General features: G+C 41.7%; 14 protein-coding genes, 2 pseudogenes and 2 riboswitches. Of the genes and pseudogenes, 3 read left to right on the top strand and 13 right to left on the bottom strand.

The genetic code is table 11. From position 1 onward, the window contains the following. Window positions 1–707: 707 nt before the first annotated feature. Together CE058_RS05595 and brnQ are read right to left on the bottom strand one after the other, a co-directional pair. Window positions 708–1577, bottom strand: coding sequence for a 5'-methylthioadenosine/S-adenosylhomocysteine nucleosidase (locus CE058_RS05595; protein ID WP_163140958.1), 870 nt, complete (start codon window positions 1575–1577; stop codon window positions 708–710). A gap of 135 nt (window positions 1578–1712) precedes the next feature. Further along, a riboswitch (purine riboswitch) is annotated at window positions 1713–1816 on the bottom strand. Between the two features lie 133 nt (window positions 1817–1949). Continuing rightward, a complete protein-coding gene (gene brnQ / locus CE058_RS05600) occupies window positions 1950–3302 on the bottom strand; it encodes a branched-chain amino acid transport system II carrier protein (protein WP_163140961.1) in 1353 nt (450 codons plus the stop codon). Window positions 3303–3580: 278 nt separating this feature from the next. On the opposite strand from brnQ, the gene CE058_RS05605 reads away from it, so the two are divergent. Continuing rightward, window positions 3581–4240 carry a GntR family transcriptional regulator gene (locus tag CE058_RS05605; protein ID WP_163140964.1) on the top strand — a complete coding sequence of 220 codons (660 nt, stop codon included), beginning with the start codon at window positions 3581–3583 and terminating at the stop codon, window positions 4238–4240. Window positions 4241–4284: 44 nt separating this feature from the next. On the opposite strand, the gene clpP is transcribed toward CE058_RS05605, so the two are convergent. The 3 genes from clpP to CE058_RS05620 all read right to left on the bottom strand — a co-directional run bounded on the left by clpP (window position 4285) and on the right by CE058_RS05620 (window position 6958). After that, window positions 4285–4866, bottom strand: coding sequence for an ATP-dependent Clp endopeptidase proteolytic subunit ClpP (gene clpP / locus CE058_RS05610; RefSeq protein ID WP_035329466.1), 582 nt, complete (start codon window positions 4864–4866; stop codon window positions 4285–4287). A 26-nt stretch (window positions 4867–4892) separates the two neighbouring features. After that, a complete protein-coding gene (locus CE058_RS05615) occupies window positions 4893–5567 on the bottom strand; it encodes a sigma-70 family RNA polymerase sigma factor (RefSeq protein ID WP_163140967.1) in 675 nt (224 codons plus the stop codon). 191 nt (window positions 5568–5758) lie between these two features. Next, window positions 5759–6958: a phosphoglycerate dehydrogenase gene (locus tag CE058_RS05620; RefSeq protein WP_048010753.1), complete on the bottom strand. Its 1200-nt coding sequence runs from the start codon at window positions 6956–6958 to the stop codon at window positions 5759–5761. A 67-nt stretch (window positions 6959–7025) separates the two neighbouring features. Further along, window positions 7026–7104: riboswitch (ZMP/ZTP riboswitch) on the bottom strand. A gap of 251 nt (window positions 7105–7355) precedes the next feature. On the opposite strand from CE058_RS05620, the gene CE058_RS05625 reads away from it, so the two are divergent. After that, entirely contained in the window at window positions 7356–7568 is a 213-nt protein-coding gene (locus tag CE058_RS05625; protein WP_163140970.1) for a YczF family membrane protein, read from the top strand. Between the two features lie 7 nt (window positions 7569–7575). Here the strand turns inward: CE058_RS05625 and CE058_RS05630 are convergent, their stop codons facing one another. The 8 genes and pseudogenes from CE058_RS05630 to CE058_RS05670 all read right to left on the bottom strand — a co-directional run bounded on the left by CE058_RS05630 (window position 7576) and on the right by CE058_RS05670 (window position 15151). After that, window positions 7576–8679 (bottom strand): GerAB/ArcD/ProY family transporter, encoded by a 1104-nt coding sequence (locus CE058_RS05630; RefSeq protein WP_163140973.1) that lies wholly within the window; start codon window positions 8677–8679, stop codon window positions 7576–7578. A gap of 17 nt (window positions 8680–8696) precedes the next feature. Beyond that, on the bottom strand, window positions 8697–9869 hold the full coding sequence (locus CE058_RS05635; RefSeq protein ID WP_163140976.1) for a Ger(x)C family spore germination protein: 1173 nt from the start codon (window positions 9867–9869) through the stop codon (window positions 8697–8699). A 44-nt stretch (window positions 9870–9913) separates the two neighbouring features. Then, window positions 9914–11347, bottom strand: a pseudogene (locus CE058_RS05640) (spore germination protein). A 397-nt stretch (window positions 11348–11744) separates the two neighbouring features. Beyond that, window positions 11745–12458, bottom strand: coding sequence for a polymer-forming cytoskeletal protein (locus CE058_RS05645; RefSeq protein ID WP_163141152.1), 714 nt, complete (start codon window positions 12456–12458; stop codon window positions 11745–11747). Between the two features lie 17 nt (window positions 12459–12475). Further along, the gene (locus CE058_RS05650; RefSeq protein ID WP_163140979.1) at window positions 12476–13099 is read right to left on the bottom strand and encodes a YhbD family protein; all 624 of its coding nucleotides are present in this window, start codon (window positions 13097–13099) and stop codon (window positions 12476–12478) included. A gap of 198 nt (window positions 13100–13297) precedes the next feature. Beyond that, window positions 13298–14056, bottom strand: a complete 759-nt coding sequence (locus tag CE058_RS05655; protein ID WP_163140982.1) for a GNAT family N-acetyltransferase — start codon at window positions 14054–14056, stop codon at window positions 13298–13300. A gap of 20 nt (window positions 14057–14076) precedes the next feature. Next, window positions 14077–14627, bottom strand: a pseudogene (locus tag CE058_RS25250) (MEDS domain-containing protein). A gap of 185 nt (window positions 14628–14812) precedes the next feature. After that, window positions 14813–15151: a YolD-like family protein gene (locus CE058_RS05670; RefSeq protein ID WP_163140987.1), complete on the bottom strand. Its 339-nt coding sequence runs from the start codon at window positions 15149–15151 to the stop codon at window positions 14813–14815. A gap of 145 nt (window positions 15152–15296) precedes the next feature. Here CE058_RS05670 and CE058_RS05675 point away from each other — a divergent pair, with 145 nt between their 5' ends. Continuing rightward, entirely contained in the window at window positions 15297–17474 is a 2178-nt protein-coding gene (locus CE058_RS05675) for an FUSC family protein (protein ID WP_226617595.1), read from the top strand. The last annotated feature ends 27 nt before the right edge of the window (window positions 17475–17501 follow it).

Below are 17501 nucleotides of genomic sequence, written 5' to 3' on the forward strand. Positions count from 1 at the left end.
TGCCTGGGTTCGGAATCAGAATCCCGGTTTCTCGTCTTTTGTGTCCGAAGATAGACCAAGTTCTGACTCTAACCTCCCGGATTTTCGCCTTCTGTGTCCGAAGATAGACCAAGTTCTGACTCAAATCCCCGGATTCCCGCCTTCTGTGTCCGAAGATGGACCAGGTTCTGACTCTAACTCCCGGATTTTCGCCTTCTGTGTCCGAAGATAGACCAAGTTCTGACTCAAATCCCCGGATTCCCGCCTTCTGTGTCCGAAGATAGACCAAGTTCTGACTCAAATCCCGGATTCTCGCCTTCTGTGTCCGAAGATGGACCAAGTTCTGACTCTAACTCCCGGATTCCCGCCTTCTGTGTCCGAAGATGGACCAGGTTCTGACTCTAACTCCCGGATTTTCGCCTTTTGTGTCCGAAGATGGACCAGGTTCTGACTCTAACTTCCGGATTCCTGCCTTCTGTGTCCGAAGATGGACCAAGTTCTGACTCAAATCCCCGGATTCTCGCCTTCTGTGTCCGAAGATGGACCAGGTTCTGACTCTAACTTCCGGATTTTCGCCTTCTGTGTCCGAAGATGGACCAAGTTCTGACTCAAATCCGCGGATTCCCGCCTTCTGTGTCCGAAGATGGACTCAAACCTCACTCTGCCTGTCCGAAACGAAACCAGGTTCCAACTCTGATTTCCATATCCAAACAGCTTCACACTTCAAACTATTTACCACTTATCTCTTTAATATACTGCTTTACAACTTCATACACAAAATCCTGATTTGCTGCCGCGGTGTTGGGATCGTACTTGCCCCCGTTTGTCTTGTTATTGGAAAGGACGCGAATTCCCAGGAATGGAACACCATATGCTCCGGCAATCTGCGCTGCTGCAGCACCTTCCATTTCTTCCACCGATGTTTCATAGTTTTCATGGAACCAGTTAATGCGGTCCACTTCATTATTCCATAAGTCTGCTGAACCTATCGTTCCTTCAACTACCTTGCCCTTGGTGTACTTATCTTTTACGGCATTGGCAGCGGCCAGCAGATTTTCATCACCTTCAAAGTAGCGAATCTTTTCTGCATCAGGGTCTTCCCCCGCACTTCCTTCAGAAGCCATGAGGTCCATTGGAATCCAATTGGTTGGTTCGATTCCTTCTCCTTCTTCTAAATGCCCCGTTTTCAGTGATCCGATATTGACTGTTCTTTCGCCTAATACAATATCATACACATTCAAGCTCGGATCATGGCCGCCGGATGTTCCCTGATTGATGATTGCAGCTGGATCATATTTTTCAACGGCAATCGCGGTAGCTGCAGCTGTATTTTCCATACCCTTTCCTGTCTTGGCAACGATGACTGGATACTTGTCCAATTTTCCTTTATAGAAAACAAAATTCCCTGATTTTTCAATCTTAACCTTGTCTAATCGCTGGGCAAATTTTTCTGCCTCGATCGGCATAGGTCCTTGAATAAGAATTGGCTTTTGTGCCCCTTCTGCTTCTGTTTCAAATTTTGGTGCTGAAGTGCACCCTGCAAGCACGGATACAGACATGACTGCGATGGCAGCGATTGATGCTAATTTCTTTTTCATTTTACGTTCTCCCCTTCTCCTGGTGTCTGATGCACCGTAGTGCCGGTAATAGAAAATAAAAAAGGCCTAAAAAAGCAGAATGAATTCTACCTTCCAGACCATAGAGTTAAAGCAGCTGCCAAAAAAGAATACAGCTTTTTTTATACTTTAACCCGTAGTCCGGTTCTTTCATTGGGAACCAGGTAGAAACGCTCAGACCATATTACCGAGCATATACGAGTGATGTTTTTTATAAGTTTACTTTGCCAATATAACAAATAATCCTTATAAATTCAACTGAAAAACGAATATTTAGTTCATAATTACTAATTAATATTCGTAATTACAAAATTCACAAAAAAACCTCCAGCAGAAAACTGGAGGTTGCACACATTATGCCGCTTTCTTCACTTCAGAAGAATTTGACTGGCTGCTGCCCTTTATTACTGCAATCGCAAGACCGATCAGACCGCCTGCCAAGGACGGGACAATCCAGCCTAAGCCAACATCATATAAAGGAAGGATTGCACTAAATAGGTCATTGATTGGCGCGAATGTAATACCTGCTGCATTCAAGCCATCAAACAAACTTACCACAAATGTGAAAAGCATGCTTCCCTGATAAACTTCTTTCCTGCCTTTAAAAATCGGATGAAGGAATGTAAGAGCCATCAGTGCAATCGCCAATGGATAGATTCCCACCAATACAGGTACAGAAATGGTGATCAGCTGGCTTAAACCAAAGTTGGCAAAAACGGCGCTGAATATAGATAAAACCACTACGAACATTTTGTAAGAAACTTTTGGCATCAGTTTATTGAAGTATGAAGAGCACGCTGTGATCAGACCGATGCTGGTAGTCAGACAAGCGCCAAACACAATTACACTTAGAAGCAGTGTACCAAATGAGCCAAAGTAATGCGCAGACGTACCTGATAGAACAGCACCGCCGTTATCCAATGCTCCCAGACCGCTGACACTTGACGCTCCAATAAAGGAAAGGGATGTATAAATGACTGCTAATAAACCGGAAGCAATTACTCCTGCTTTGGCAATAGATACCATGATCTCCTTCTTGGTTGCAGCGCCTTTTTCCTTTACAGCATTTACGACAATAATCCCGAATACAAATGCTGCCAATGCGTCCATTGTCAGATAGCCTTCCTGGAACCCTTTAAAGAATGCACCGTTCACATAGGCTTCAGTCGGAGCCTGGAATGCACCCATTGGATTAAAGAATGCCGCACCGATCAAAACAGCAATAACAATTAGAAGAATAGGTGTTAAATATTTTCCTACGATATCAACAATTTTTGATGAATTCAAAGAGAAAAATGCTGTAATTCCAAAGAAAATAATTGAAAATATAATTAAGCCGACTGAACCGCTTCCTTCTGACAGATAAGGCTTAATGCCGATTTCGTATGAAACTGTAGCTGTTCTCGGAATCGCAAAAAGTGGTCCAATTGATAAGTACAGGGCTACTGTAAAAGCCAGTCCGAATAATGGATTGACACGGCTTGCCAGCGATTGCAAGTCACTTTTCCCCGAGAAGCCCAAAGCCAGGATGCCAAGCAATGGCAAACCCACACCCGTTATAATGAAGCCTGCGTTTGCTGACCATACATTCGTTCCTGCCGATTGGCCCAGCATTGCAGGGAAAATTAAGTTTCCTGCCCCAAAAAATAAGGCAAAGAGCATAAAACCAACTGTCACTGTAAATGAGAATGGTACTTTGTTCGTCATGGTTATTTCCTCCTATTAACAAGGCTATAAATTTAACAAATTTAAATTTTCTGATATTATAGCGCGCTAATATTATTATTTTTGCACTCTAGTAATATATCGCATAACTCAAGATAACATATTCAAAATACTTATGCAATATATCGCATAAATCTTTTTGTCGAATCATGCGATATATTGAATTTTTTAAGATACTTCTATATACTAAATTTATAATCTATTGGAAATAACTATAAATCCGCAGGAAAATTGCTAGAAATGAAAAGGTGGTCACAGCTATGCCAATACCCTCTAATTATTCATCACCTACTCGTGTATCCGCTAAAGATCGCGCCTTCTCCCAAATCCAGGAGTGGATTATTGACGGGACACTTCAGCCGAAGGAAAAATTAAACGATGCTGATCTTGCCAAAGCGTTAGGAGTCAGCCGCACCCCTATCAGGGAAGCGCTTCAGCTGCTGAATGTTCAGGGATTTGTCGAAATGTTCCCGGGTGTCGGAACTCAAGTCACTTCAGTTAACCCGGAAGATATCAGCAAGATTCTGCCTCCTTTGGGCGTCCTTCAGGCGCTTGCTGCTGAACTAGCCGCTCCTGTTATCAGCCAGGAGACAATCAATATTCTCAGGGACATCAATCATAAATTCGCCAAAGCTCTAAATGCGGGAGATACCTTCTCAGCTTTGAAGCAGGATGAAAAGTTTCATAATATCATTATCGATCTTGCTCAGAATCCTTATATTTCGAATACAGCTTCCATGCTGCAGGCTCATGTCATGCGGTTATACTATAATAAGACTATTATTTTAAAAGAACGTTCTATTGAAGAACATGAAGATATATTAAAAGCTTTTGAACAAAAAGACAGAGAAAAGGCCGGAAATATCGCACGTGTTAATTGGCTTCGGGCAATTGACGAGTATTACACCGGAGAAAAATGATCAAACGGAAAAAGCAGCCACCATCGGCTGCTTTTTCTTTTTACCTAGCTTTTATAGATAATTTCATCAATAATCCCGTATTCCTTTGCTTCTTCGGCAGTCATGAAATAATCACGGTCCGTATCCCGCGCCACTTTTTCTGCAGGCTGGCCAGTTCTTTCTGCAATAATTCCATTGATGTGCTCCCTCAGTTTTAATATCCGTTTCGCCGAAATTTCGATTTCGGTCGCCTGCCCCCTCGCTCCGCCAAGCGGCTGATGAATCATGATTTCACTATTCGGCAAACTGTAGCGTTTTCCTTTTTTCCCTGCCAGCAGAAGCATTGCCCCAAATGACGCAGCCATTCCTGTGCAAATCGTTCTCACATCAGGCTTTATATATTGAATCGTATCAAAGATGGCAAACCCTGCGGTTGTCGAACCGCCCGGACTATTAATATAAAGAGAGATATCCTTTTCAGGAGATTCCGCTGCAAGAAATAGCAGCTGGGCAATCACACTATTGGCAACCACATCATTAATTTCTTCACCAATCATGATAATCCGATCTTTTAAAAGACGTGAGTAAATATCGTAGGAACGTTCTCCCTTGCTGGACTGCTCAATGACATATGGTATTGCTGTCATCTTTATCCCTCCTGTTCTATGCGGATCTATGCCGCCATACAGAGAGTATTAGAAGGAGATGAGACGGGCAGAACAGGCTTCTTCGAATAGCTTTCCAGGGATTGCAGGAAAGGGATGGACTTTATTAGGATGGACGGGTCTTCAGCCGCCACTGATTGCTGCATCAGATGAAAAAGCTTTTCTTCTTCCTCATTTGCAAAAATATCCTGAGTCTTATCCTCAACTGCTTGTTGAAGCTGCTTCCGTGCACGGGTCAGCGCGGACTTCACTGCAAATTCAGTAGTCTGCATGATATCAGCAATTTCTTTAGTTTTGTATCGAAACCCTTCCTTCAGCGTAAAAATAACTGCCTGTTTTAATGTTAGACGATTGATGAGATGGCTGATTGCTTCTCCTCCACTGGAGATGGAATTCTTCTTTTCACCTTCAGGCGACTCTGCCAGCTGCTCCCGCTTTCTGTTTCGAAGAGTGTCAATCCAGCAATTATAGACAATCTTCTTTAAAAGAGCCTGATTAATTTTCTCAGGCAAATAGTTTTTATAAGCGCGGACGATTGCTTCATGAGCTAGATCGTCCCCATCCCAGCGGTTCTGTGCAAGAAACCGGCTATATCTCTGCAGTGAAGGATAGATATCTGCAATACAGCTTTCCTTCTGTTTTAAGGAACTCCTTGATTCAGCCTGAACTTTCCCATGCTTCATAAACCTGTTCACTCCTTTAATACATCTCTGCTTCTATAACGCAATAAGAGAACAAAAAGATACGGGGGATTAAAATTTTTATCAGTTTATTCTAAGGATAGCTGATTTTATACTGCACCTATACTATTTTTAAGATTAGTTCTGTGTGCTTTCAAAAAAAGCCCCAATCCCATCGGAATTGAGGCTGCATTTTATATAATCCGTGACGTAACAATGCCTTCTATTTGATTAATCTGTTCAAGCAGTCCAGGGATCACATCGCCATTCACCTTATTATCAATGTCGATCATGGTGTACGCATATTCACCGCGGCTGCGGTTCACCATGTCTGCGATATTCAGCTGGTAGCTTGAAATGGCAAGTGTGATTTGTCCGACCATATTGGGAATGTTTTTATGAAAAGCAGTGACACGCCGCTTGCCAGTGTAAGGAAGAGCAGCATTTGGGAAGTTCACCGAGTTTTTGACATTGCCTGTTTCAAGGAAGTGCTTCACCTGTCTTGCTGCCATGACAGCACAGTTTTCCTCAGATTCCTTCGTTGACGCGCCAAGATGCGGAATCGCCACTGCGTTTTTCATTTTCAGGATATTTTCATTTGGGAAGTCTGTAATATACTTGCCCACTTTTCCATTTTCAAGGGCAGCTGCCATATCTGCTTCATTCACAAGCTCCCCGCGTGAGAAATTCAGGATGTGAACACCCTTTTTCATCATGCCAAAAGAATCTTCATTGAACATTTCCCTTGTATCATCGGTTAATGGAACATGTACAGTAATATAGTCAGATTCTGCAAACACCTGCTCGATGCTCATAGCACGCTGTACATTGCGGGACAGGTTCCAGGCCGTGTCAACAGAAATAAATGGATCAAAGCCAACGACATCCATATCAAGTTCCAGTGCATCATTGGCCACAAGTGCCCCGATTGCCCCCAATCCGATGACGCCCAGCGTTTTGCCTTTAATTTCTTTTCCGACAAATTGCTTCTTCCCTGCTTCTACAAGCTTAGGGATCTGATCTCCTTCGTCTTTCAGCGTTTTGGTCCAGGAGATGCCGGCAAAAAGATTGCGGGATGAAGCCATTAAGGAAGTAAGCACCATTTCTTTTACGGCATTCGCATTGGCGCCAGGTGTATTAAACACGACAATTCCCTGCTCAGTGCATTTCTCCACCGGGATATTATTCACTCCTGCTCCTGCACGGGCGATTGCTTTTAATCGATCGCCCAATTCCATAGAATGCATATTAAAGCTGCGAAGAACAATTGCATCCGGATTGCCGCTTTCATTATCAATTGTAAAATGATCCTTGTTAAACACTTCAAGACCGCTTGGCGCAATGGCATTCAGTGTTTTTATCGTCTTCACTTTGTCTAAAGTCATGGTACTCACTGGATTCTCCCCTTTTCAACTAACTTTGTCAGATTTTAAAACAGAAAGAGGCAAGGGTAGAATCCCTTACCTCTGCCCAGGCGAACGGCTTCGACACTATGTGCTCCCCCGCGGTGATCCGCGTCTCGCCAGTTACACATAGCCTTTTCGGTTTTTTAAATCTTATCAAAGTCTTCAGAAAACTTCAACCCTTTAAAGCGCTTACAAAAATAAAAAATTTATTTATTTTTCTATGAATAATAAAGTATATTTTTCGTTATTTGTACATTATGCTGCAGAACAGGCTTATATCCCTTATTCATTCCGTAATTTTCCGCCACCCTCGGTTCCTATTAAGTTTATAAAAGAAAAAACATGTTAAACCTAATACATATCCTAATACCTGTGGGTGAATCATTTGCGTGCTTTATTCATTCTCTTATCACTTTTAGCCGGTACAATCAGCCTCATTGTTTCTCTTGATTATATCCAGGGTCATCCATTATTTGAATCCTGGCAAAGCATAAAAAGTGTTCTGTCTTCCGCACAGGGAGAAGATTATTTTCTTATGGTAATTTTTATCCTTGGTTTATTCGTTATGTACTTGTTACAGGAAAAGAAGAAAAAATAACCGCTATTCACACTTTTCCCAGTTTCCATTTACGCTGGATTGACGCCAATACTAGCAATACAGCAGGAATGGCGAATTGGAAAGCAATATGCAGGAAATAAGGCACTACTTTTAATCCTTCATCCAGATGGCTTTGATAGCTTGGTGCAATCATAATGGAAGAAAGACAAATAATCCCGCCCATAAAATAGGAGGTAAAAACATTTGGCTTCATTTTGAAAAGGTTATTCATTCCGATTACCGCACAATAGAAGAACATGCCCACTTTAATAAACCCCAGAAATACAATCAATAGGATGATAAAAGGATCCAGACGCTGAATAAATCCCCCAATTTCAATATAGCCAACAGCAGCCAATGCCGGGAAGGCCGAACGCTCAAGGAGGTCTGCACCAAGAATACAAATTAAGATTATAGTATTAATAGTTAAATAAATGCCTACATAAGCAATTGCCATACTTCCTGTTTTCAAAATCTTTGTCTTCCGTTTCATTAAAGGAAGGATCATCGTAAATAGAACCAATTCTCCATAGGGAACCGTCATATTAACCGGAAAAATCTCCCCGATGACCGGCTTCCATCCATTAGCCAAAACAGGCCGTAAATTTTCGAGGTGAATCAAGTCACTGATCACATAGAATATCAGGATTAGCAATAAAGTGACTGTCATGACGGCGAAACAGATAATCCCTGCTCTTGCAAATACCTCAAAACCTAAATGAACTGCGTATATCAATGCAAACATCATACAGATACCCAGCGTAATAATGGAGGTTTTGGCATAAGGAGAACTGATCAGCAATTCCTCAACATCACGCAAAACCCTGGACGCGATATAAATGAAATAGATAATGTACATATAGCTTATAAGGCTTCCCAGGTATTTTCCTAAAATTTTTTTCACGTATTCTGTCAGCGGCAAATCCGGATGCTGTCTGTAAAGACGATAGTAAACAGCGAAGATTGCCAGCCCGGCAATGGGTGAAAGAATCGTAACGATCCATGCATCCTGGCGGGCTCCGCTTCCAAGATCCAGAAACACGGCTGTCCCAAACATAAAAAGGACCATCAAGCAGAACAATTGTATTCCATCAATCTTATCTTTCGGCATTTACTTCACATCCAGATTTATTGTAGTTTATATGGATCTGTCAGCAACCCTGCGTTCGAAATTTTTGCATTCACATTTACTTCAATATCCGCATTTTTAAATAGCGTATTCCATTCTTTCTTATGTTTTTTCCAGTAATTCGGATTATTTATTGATAGTTTTCTGCCGAAACCGAATACATCGGTTTCCATTTCCTGCGCCATTTTGATTGTTTCCCTTATTTGGCTTTCAGCCTCTTCTTCTAATTTTTTCTCAATCTTTCTTATTTCTTCATCACTGTCAATTTTTATATAGCATTCCAGTTCAGCAATATATCCCTTAATATCTGCGTCAACTGCCAGGGTCAATTTTGGCTTTAACTCTGTCTTAATGGTCGACCTTATTCCTTTTGTCGTGACGGTCATATTTTTTTTACTGTTACATGGCAGCGGAAAGGATGTATATTCAGCGGCTGAGTTGATTAAATGGGCTGTTCTTGCGATTTTGCCGTCAAACCAGCCGGCTAATTGATCTTTTTTAAACAAGGCTAAGCCAGTTACCTCCACGACCGGAGGCTTGATGTCCTGCAGGTTATCCGTCTGATTCTGAGATTTAAGCGTTTTGTTCAAATGAATGCCTGACAGCATAAGGTTCTGCCCTTCACCTGATAAAAGGGAGATGGCCCGATAAATGGGAACGATTTCTGAGATGGCGTACATTTTTTCATTATTCTCGCTGGTACTGATGATGCTTTTCGTTGGATTGGATTCCAGCGGCTCAATGACCCCCAGAACTTCTTCCGCAGTCGTGTCCCTTGCAATAAAAACCGGAAACGAAGAGCGTGATTCACCTCTTTCAAACACATCAAATATAAGCCCCAGCCCCTCTCTTGCAAGAGCCTCTCCAATCACAATCAAAGAAAGATGAGTAACACTGTTCTCTCTTGGAATGATTAAAGACGCCATCCGGTACGCTTCAATAAACGTTTCTGCTTCGACTGTGTAATTAATAACCGGAAGGCTGTTTACAGCCCCATTTTGCGAAAAATAACCCGGGTTGATTAATTGATACGTGACCCGATAGCCTGATTCCCTTTCCTGGGGGAGGTCTATGCCAATGGCGATTATTAAACCGACTTCATTTAAATCTCTATAATTGGAACAGCCCGTTAGTAAACCCATTATCAACAGGACCGAAATGACTTTTTTCATACGTTCATCCCTGCTCTTTTAATTGACTTCCGGATCAAGGAGCCTCACTTGGAAGAGGTGCCTATCCGGACTAAACTGTCTTTCAAACCGCTGACTCTGACCGGTGAGAGTGGAGTGAGATATGGGACTCCTACTGATTTAAGGCTGCAAAGGTGCAAAATAATGCATAAAGAAAACAGGATAATTCCATAGAATCCAATAAAAGCAGCGGCAAAAATAAGAATGAAACGCAATCCGCGTGCGGCGTTCACAATATTAGGGTTAGGCAGTGTAAAGCTTGAGATAGCTGTCGTCGCCACGATGATCACAATTGCCGCTGAAACAAAGCCTGCTTCGACTGCAGCCTGCCCGAGAATAAGTGCCCCTACAATGGAAACAGCCGGACCAATGGCCCTTGGCATTCGGATCCCGGCTTCCCGCAGGACTTCGAAGGCTAGCTCCATTACTAGTAATTCCACAATGGCTGGAAAAGGAACCTGTTCTCTTTGTGCCATGAGCGTCACCATTAAAGTAGTAGGGATTAAGCCATGGTGGTGCGTGATCAGGGCCAAATAAATGGCCGATGCATACATGTTAACGTAAAACGAGCCAACCCGAATGAGTCTTAAAAAAGAACTCACCAGGTAATTGGCATAATAGTCTTCAGGAGAGTGAAAAAATTGGATAAAAACAGCCGGCAGAATCAATGCAAATGGTGTTCCCTATATAATGATCGCAATTTTGCCTTCTAAAAGGTTAGCAGAGACCACGTCTGGCCTCTCTGAATTCTGGAAGAGGGGAAAGATCGTTTTCCTGTTGTCCTTTAAGGCTTCTTCCACATAATTTGTGTCCAATATACTGTCCATATCGATTTTACTGATTCTTTCCTTCACTTCCTTGACGATTTCCTCTTTCGCTATGCCCGCCATATATAAAATGCCTATATCGGTTTTGGTCACTTTCCCTGCTTTTGTCTGTTCAATCCTTAGATTGTTATTTTGTATTCTGGCACGGATCAGCGAAATATTCGTCCCTAAATTCTCTGTAAATCCATCCTTTGGCCCTTTCACCACCGTTTGTGTGGTAGGTTCTGTAATAGACCTTGATTGAATCTTTCTTGTTCCCGCAAGGATCGCCTCTGAATGCCCCTCTATCAAAATAACCGTGTCCCCGCTCAGCAGACCGTCGACTAATACGGGCCATTCATCAATGATATTCACCTTAGGTACCGAAATGATCTGAGTTATTTCATCGGACCAATTTCGAATAGATTTTTGTTCATTACTAAAGGAAAGAATAGGATGCAGAACATTGTCATGCAGGCTTTGGTCGTCAACAATCCCCTGGATATGTATGAGGGCTGCTTTTCCTTGGTTTGAAAGTATTATATTTCGGACTGATAGATCGGAGCTGTTGCCAAACTGCTCTGTTAAGTATTGAATATTAGAGTGAATACTCTTACTTATCTTTTTATGGTGACTGTAATGTTTCCGGAACACAGTAAATCTCCTTTGGAAAACGAATCTTGTTTGTTAGTGTGCCCGGTACCATTTGGATTATGAATATCTTGCCTTTTAAAAAAGGCTCTTTTCGTATAGATTTTTTTTTCGCCTATCAATGTTGTCCGTTGATTTCCGCTCCAAGATGCTCAGCAAAAAGCGGGGCGAGCGGTGAGCCTCCTCGAAGATGCGCGTCTGCGGGGTCTCACCTCTCCCGCTGCTCCCGCAAGACTTAGATTAAGCTTCCTTGAGTATTCACCGCACGAAGAAAATGCGAATTCATTTTCGACGATCTCGCACCTTCCACTCCAATCAACTCAGTAAATACTATTCAAAAAGCCTTTTGATAACAGCCTAAATAAAAAAACCTAACCAATCAGGTTAGGAATTCATGATTCTATATTAACTGGGATTCTTTCACCACTGAGTCTGGTGAACATTCGTATTCTCCCGAGTATTCCACTAGTCCAATCTCGCAATTTTTGCCGATTTTGACATTTTTGCCTCTGACGACAAGAGCTGAGGTGCCTTCAAGTTCGATGTCATCACCTTCAATTAATTCTGCCTCGAGCTTGAGGGGGAAGAGTGATTTGATCAATTTAAACAGGCTTTCTCTATGCTGTGCCACTTTTATCTTTCTTCCGCCAATCTCTTTCGCTTTGCTTTCTCCAAATAGTTTAATATCAATCGTTTCTGCGTTTAGTAAACCATCTATCTTAAAAGCCCCTTCCGCGCGGAAAACCTCCGCTTCACAGTCTCCTGCAATCTTTGCTTTCCCGTTCACTACCATTTCATCGCTTTTTACAGAACCTCCAATGGAGGAATTCCCGGCAACCTCAAGCTTTTGGCTGTGGACAGCTTCTGAAATGGATGCGGAGCCGTTGATATTTAAAGATTCAGCTTTAACTGCTCCATGGATCTTGGCTGCACCGCTGATCTTTCCTTTTTCGGTTTTTACGTTTCCATGGATCGTCCCCGTACCGTTGCAATTGAATCTCTCGCATTCTATATCACTATTTACCGTGCCCTTTCCATTGATTTCGACTTTATTAAAAGTTCCTCCATTAACCGATCCAACTCCATTAATGATTAAGTTCCCCAGTGTTTTCATTTCCACAGCATTTCCTCCTATGCCAATTTGGATTTTAATTCCTCAGCACATTGCTCTACCGATATAGCGGCTGCCAATTTTGTCCCTTTTTCGAGAAGGACCTGTTCCCCGTTCATTGAAGCCAGGCAGCTGGACATGCCGAGTTTTCGAATGAAGCAGATCACAGCTTTTGGCTGCTGCAGAATCTCTTGATGATCATTTAATAGCTGAAGGAGCATTTTCCCTTCTTCGATATGGATATCCCCCGATTCCAGCAGGCTGGAAAGTATATAAAGCTTTAAAATCTCATAATAATTGAATTCGTGAATCTCTCCCTGTGTGTCCAGAAAGATATTCATAACCGGATCAGAAGCTATTCCTTTAGCAATCAGACTTTCCTTTGGCAGCTTCAGGTTCGAAGCATTCAATGAAAACAAATCAGCCAGCTCATCCAAAGAAAGGCTATCCTTCATCTTCTGTATCTTTTCAACCCGCTCGAGGATTTTCTCTTTTGGAAAAAAAGTCTCCTGCCCTGTAAAAGTTGATTTCCTGACAAACCAGTCCTCAGGTATCAGGTTCTTCCTTTTCCACCGGTAAAGCTGTCCATATGAAATCCCAGTTAAATCCAGAACCTCTTTTTTTGAAATTAATTCATCGCTCAATTCCAGGACTCCTTTCTGATGATATGATTGTAACATAACACTGTTACGTATGAAATGTGTTTTTATTCTTTTTTTCCTGATTTTTTTCGACAAATCTTCCGGAATTCACCACGAAATCAATACTGTTCGCGCTTCTCACTGTAAAACAATGTTTTATTGACACAAAAAAACCTGGCTCATATTGAACCAGGTTTCCCTTCATTCGTATATTTTTAGTAAGTTATACTTCTTTCCAATATACCGGTAATTTTGCCTGCGATACATCTCTTTTGGAGTATCTTCTCCATCCGCCACAAGAATGATCGTTTTATCCTTATACTGATCCATCACGGATTTCTGCAGGGAGCTGCCGATGCCCTTTTTTTGAAAATCCTCATGGACCATCAGTCCATCAATTTCAGCTGTTCGTTCCTTGATAATGACATCAACAGATCCGGCTGCCTTTCCTTTATAAAATGCAATAAGCTGCTGAATACTTTCATCTTTGTAATTTCTTAAGTGCTGAGCTTTCTTTTTCTCTGCGAAGTTTTCCCCATATACCGAATCCTGCTCATACTGAAATTCCAAATAATCGTTCCATGTTTTATCCGTTACATTTTCAACTTTAATTTCTTCCCTTTCCTGGACTTCCGGAAAATCAGCCGGAAGAATCGCAAATAACTCCAGGAACCCAACCGTATTATCTTTATCCTGCTGAAAGAAAGCCACAAGCTCTCCAGAAAGCTCCTCATCATCCGGAAAATAAAATCTTACATGCTTTTGGCCATTTTTCTGATGAAAATCTCTTAAATATTGATGTGCCTCCTCAAACTCCTGAACGGAAGGCATTCTTTTAAAGGCAATAAAATTGCTGTCATACTGAAGGAGCATGTCAGGATTATGGTTATGAATAATTAGGTCATTTTCCAGAACAGTGTGTCCCGGTTTATAAATATCATGAAATGTGATCTTTTCCATCGGTTTCTCCTAAGAACATTTTATAGGTATTTATACTCTCTGTCTGTTATGAGCACATCATGGCAGCGCATTAAATTCTCCTTTAGTTCCGGAGGGGTATTTTTGCTATCATACGCACACAGGGAAATCAGGTCATGGTCAGAAATGGCATTGCTTAGATTCTTTTCATATTGTTCCACTAACGGAATGTAGTCCTTCACGTTACCCCACTCAACCAGACCCCATGTATATATCTTAGAACTGCTGTCTAAATAAGGCTGAATATGTTTAAGAAAAAAATGTAAATGGTATCAGGATTAAAATTACCGTTAGTGTAATAAAAATCATAATTATTCATAAAATGAACTCTGTTTAATTCCTCTTTTCCTAACAAATTAGTTAATTCTTTATCAATAAGAAAATAATTTCGGTCATTCTCCACAAATAAAACATGTCCGCCGCATCTTACACCAGCCGTTATGTATGAGACCGCATTTTGAAGATAGCAATCCATTTGATCATAGTGATAAAGAATATGACCTCCGTTTGACTTTTGCAGATTATCAAGTAAATCTGTTAACAATTCATTCATTGATAAGTCTCCTTATAACGAAAAAATGTTTGATGTACTTTAACGCTACTCACTCCCAGCTGCTCTTTCTTTATTATATCTAAAAATTGAAAAAAATGGGTGTGTTTTCTCCAGGTTTGCGGTCCACGGCCCAAATAAAAACTCGAGGTAAGTTCCTCGAGTCTGCTGCAATTATAAAATATTATTCATTCTTCCACTTCCGCCCCGGCTATTTCATCAAAGTTAATTTTCTCCAGATCCCCGCTCTCCAGTTGCAGATGAATTTTTCTGCTGATGCCATCCAGTCGGTTTACCCTTCCTTTGTATTCGAGGAAAAATCCTTCCCGCCAGACTTTTACTTTCAAAAGATAAGCAAATTCCATTGCATAGTGAATTTTGTTTTCATATTCCTCCAATTCATATTCATCAATGAGCGGCTTGTTTTGCGCCATTTGATCTCTTTCCAGCTTTCTTAGCATCGCCCGGTGTTCCGGCATGAAGTGAGCAGGCTGCCATTTTATTTTCCCTCTGTCTTTTAGCGGCATAATAAATCCCTCCATATTCTATTATAGAACATTTGTTCTGTTTTAAAACCTAAAAAACAGAAAAAGCTTAAGTTGGTTCATTTGGATAATAAAAGTACGAATGGTAAAATACACTTTAACTCTCAAAAAAAAGATTGGTGAAACAATGAAGCAGCTTCAAATCCAACACCGATGGCTTGGACGCTTGCTGGCGTCCGACCCCGGCCTGATCCGTTTTCAAAAAGCCGGACGGGCCACATTAAGTTTAATGGCTTCGGTATTTACAACTCTATTTCTTATGCAATTGGGTGGGGCAGATGCCGCTCTCGCCCTTACTCCGGCAATTGTTTCCGGAATGGCCGGCATGCTTGGCATCATGATTGTGATGGATGACTCTAAAAAAGGGAAAATGCTCACAACCGGCATCCTTGGATTTTCAGCAATGGCAGGGGTATCAATCGGTTCACTGCTGGCAGAAAGCACAATCTTTACCGATATTTCAATGGTTGCATTAATATTTTTAAGCTTTTATTTGACCCGCTTTGGTGTCCGCTATTTCTCATTATGCATGATCGCATTCATGACACTTTATTTCTCATCTATTCTGCAATTATCAGCCAGCCAGCTTCCTTCCTTTTACTTCGGGATCTGGATTGGGGTCGCGTATGCTTTCCTGTTCAATTTCATTCTTTTTCAGGACACCGCGAAAAACCTGAAAAGAAGCATCCGCTCCTTTCATTTCCAAAGTAATTTTACCTTCAATCTCTTAATTGAGGGAATGCAGGGAGAGCGTATGACTGCTCATCAGCGGGAAGAATTGCGGAGAAACGTGCTTAAACTCCGGGATTATGCTGTAATCGTTTCAGAGTATATCAATGAGGATGATGTGCAGAAATTATGGCAAGGGCTGACTCCATCCCAGCTGAGGTTATATATATTTGATACAGGCATGCTGATTGAAACCCTGACTGACTCCATCCGGAACTTAAAAAAAGCGAATGCCCTTGACATAGAAGAGCTGAGAAACCTCCTGGTCTGGGTCACCCGCTCTCTCCGTGACGCTGAAGTTCTTGCCCATCAATATGAAGAACAAAATCTTCGTGAAGCAGAGCTTGCTGTACAGGCACTTCGCCTGCTTATTATGGATTTGTTCAACAGGGAAGACAAACCGGCAGGATGGCTTTACTTGATCAGGCGGATCGAGTCCCTTGCAAACCATGTCATTGAGGGCGGCATAACTATACAGCAGGCGCTTCATAAAGTAAAAGACAATGAAATAGAAGTATCTGAAGAGACGCCTGATGAAGATGAATCACCTAAGGAAGATAAGAGCCTCAAACTTTCCACCAAAAAAGCGTTTCAGGCATTGACTGCTGCCATCATATCCATCATTGCTGGACAGATTCTTTCGCCTGACCAGCCTTATTGGGTTCTTTTAACAGCCTTTATCGTTCTGCTCGGAACCGAATCAATCGGGCGCATTTATACAAAAGGTTTTCAGCGGTCAGTTGGAACGATTATCGGGGCAGTGATTGGATTTACGCTTGCCAGAGTGGTCAGCGGCCATTCTGTGCTGGAAATTACGCTCATTTTTGCAGCAGTTTTCTTCTCTTTTTATTTATTTGAAGTCTCTTATACATTAATGAGCATGTTTATTACGATGCTGGTCGCTTTTATGTATGACCTTTTACTTGGCGGAATATCATTCTCCCTTATCAGTTCCAGGGTTATCGATACGATTGCCGGTGCCGGCATTGCATTCGGCGTATCTCTATTTATTTTTCCTAAAAAAACGAAGGATAAAGTGGCCGATACGATAAATGATTATCTTCAAGAACTGAAACCGTATGTCACGGCATATGTGCGAAGCTTCCGGGAAGATGTGAATGTTAAGGAGCTTTCAGGCAAAGGCTTCTTATTGGATCAAAAGCTTAAAACCATAAACGTCGAAGCGCAATCGCTGATAAAAAAACCCGGATCTCCGCGCCATGCTGACGTTAACAGATGGATCACCCTTTTTTCAGCCATCAATTACTATGCAAGACATCTGGTGGCTTCCTCCTACCGGAAAGGATTCGACTATCCTGATGAGCTGGTCGATGTTTTCACAAGAATTGAGGAGAAACTTGAATTAAATATTGAAACATTAATGGACCTGATTAAAGAAAGCGGAGACGGCACACTTGTCTATAGTCTGGACCGAGAAAGAGAACAAATTGAACGAATGGCACCACCAAGGCAGCAATCCCAGCGTGATTTGATTCATCATCTTTATTTCGTCTGGAGAATCAACAAAGCGATTGTGGAATTGGCAGAAGAGCTTGGTGCAGGGAAGGAGCAATAATGCTCCTTCTTTTTTATTTATTTCAGA

This window comes from Bacillus sp. 22-7, from assembly GCF_010628845.1.
In the GTDB taxonomy this organism is placed as follows: Bacteria; Bacillota; Bacilli; order Bacillales; family Cytobacillaceae; genus Cytobacillus; species Cytobacillus firmus_B.

What these genes read in the sequence shown, in the direction of transcription:
- clpP (WP_035329466.1), bottom strand. Translation starts at nt 4,866, where the DNA reads ATGACAGCAATACCATATGTCATTGAGCAGTCCAGCAAGGGAGAACGT.
- CE058_RS05630 (WP_163140973.1), bottom strand. Translation starts at nt 8,679, where the DNA reads ATGCCGAAAGATAAGATTGATGGAATACAATTGTTCTGCTTGATGGTC.
- CE058_RS05645 (WP_163141152.1), bottom strand. Translation starts at nt 12,458, where the DNA reads ATGAAAACACTGGGGAACTTAATCATTAATGGAGTTGGATCGGTTAAT.
- CE058_RS05670 (WP_163140987.1), bottom strand. Translation starts at nt 15,151, where the DNA reads ATGCCGCTAAAAGACAGAGGGAAAATAAAATGGCAGCCTGCTCACTTC.
- CE058_RS05605 (WP_163140964.1), top strand. Translation starts at nt 3,581, where the DNA reads ATGCCAATACCCTCTAATTATTCATCACCTACTCGTGTATCCGCTAAA.
- CE058_RS05595 (WP_163140958.1), bottom strand. Translation starts at nt 1,577, where the DNA reads ATGAAAAAGAAATTAGCATCAATCGCTGCCATCGCAGTCATGTCTGTA.
- CE058_RS05615 (WP_163140967.1), bottom strand. Translation starts at nt 5,567, where the DNA reads ATGAAGCATGGGAAAGTTCAGGCTGAATCAAGGAGTTCCTTAAAACAG.
- CE058_RS05635 (WP_163140976.1), bottom strand. Translation starts at nt 9,869, where the DNA reads ATGAAAAAAGTCATTTCGGTCCTGTTGATAATGGGTTTACTAACGGGC.
- CE058_RS05675 (WP_226617595.1), top strand. Translation starts at nt 15,297, where the DNA reads ATGAAGCAGCTTCAAATCCAACACCGATGGCTTGGACGCTTGCTGGCG.
- brnQ (WP_163140961.1), bottom strand. Translation starts at nt 3,302, where the DNA reads ATGACGAACAAAGTACCATTCTCATTTACAGTGACAGTTGGTTTTATG.
- CE058_RS05655 (WP_163140982.1), bottom strand. Translation starts at nt 14,056, where the DNA reads ATGGAAAAGATCACATTTCATGATATTTATAAACCGGGACACACTGTT.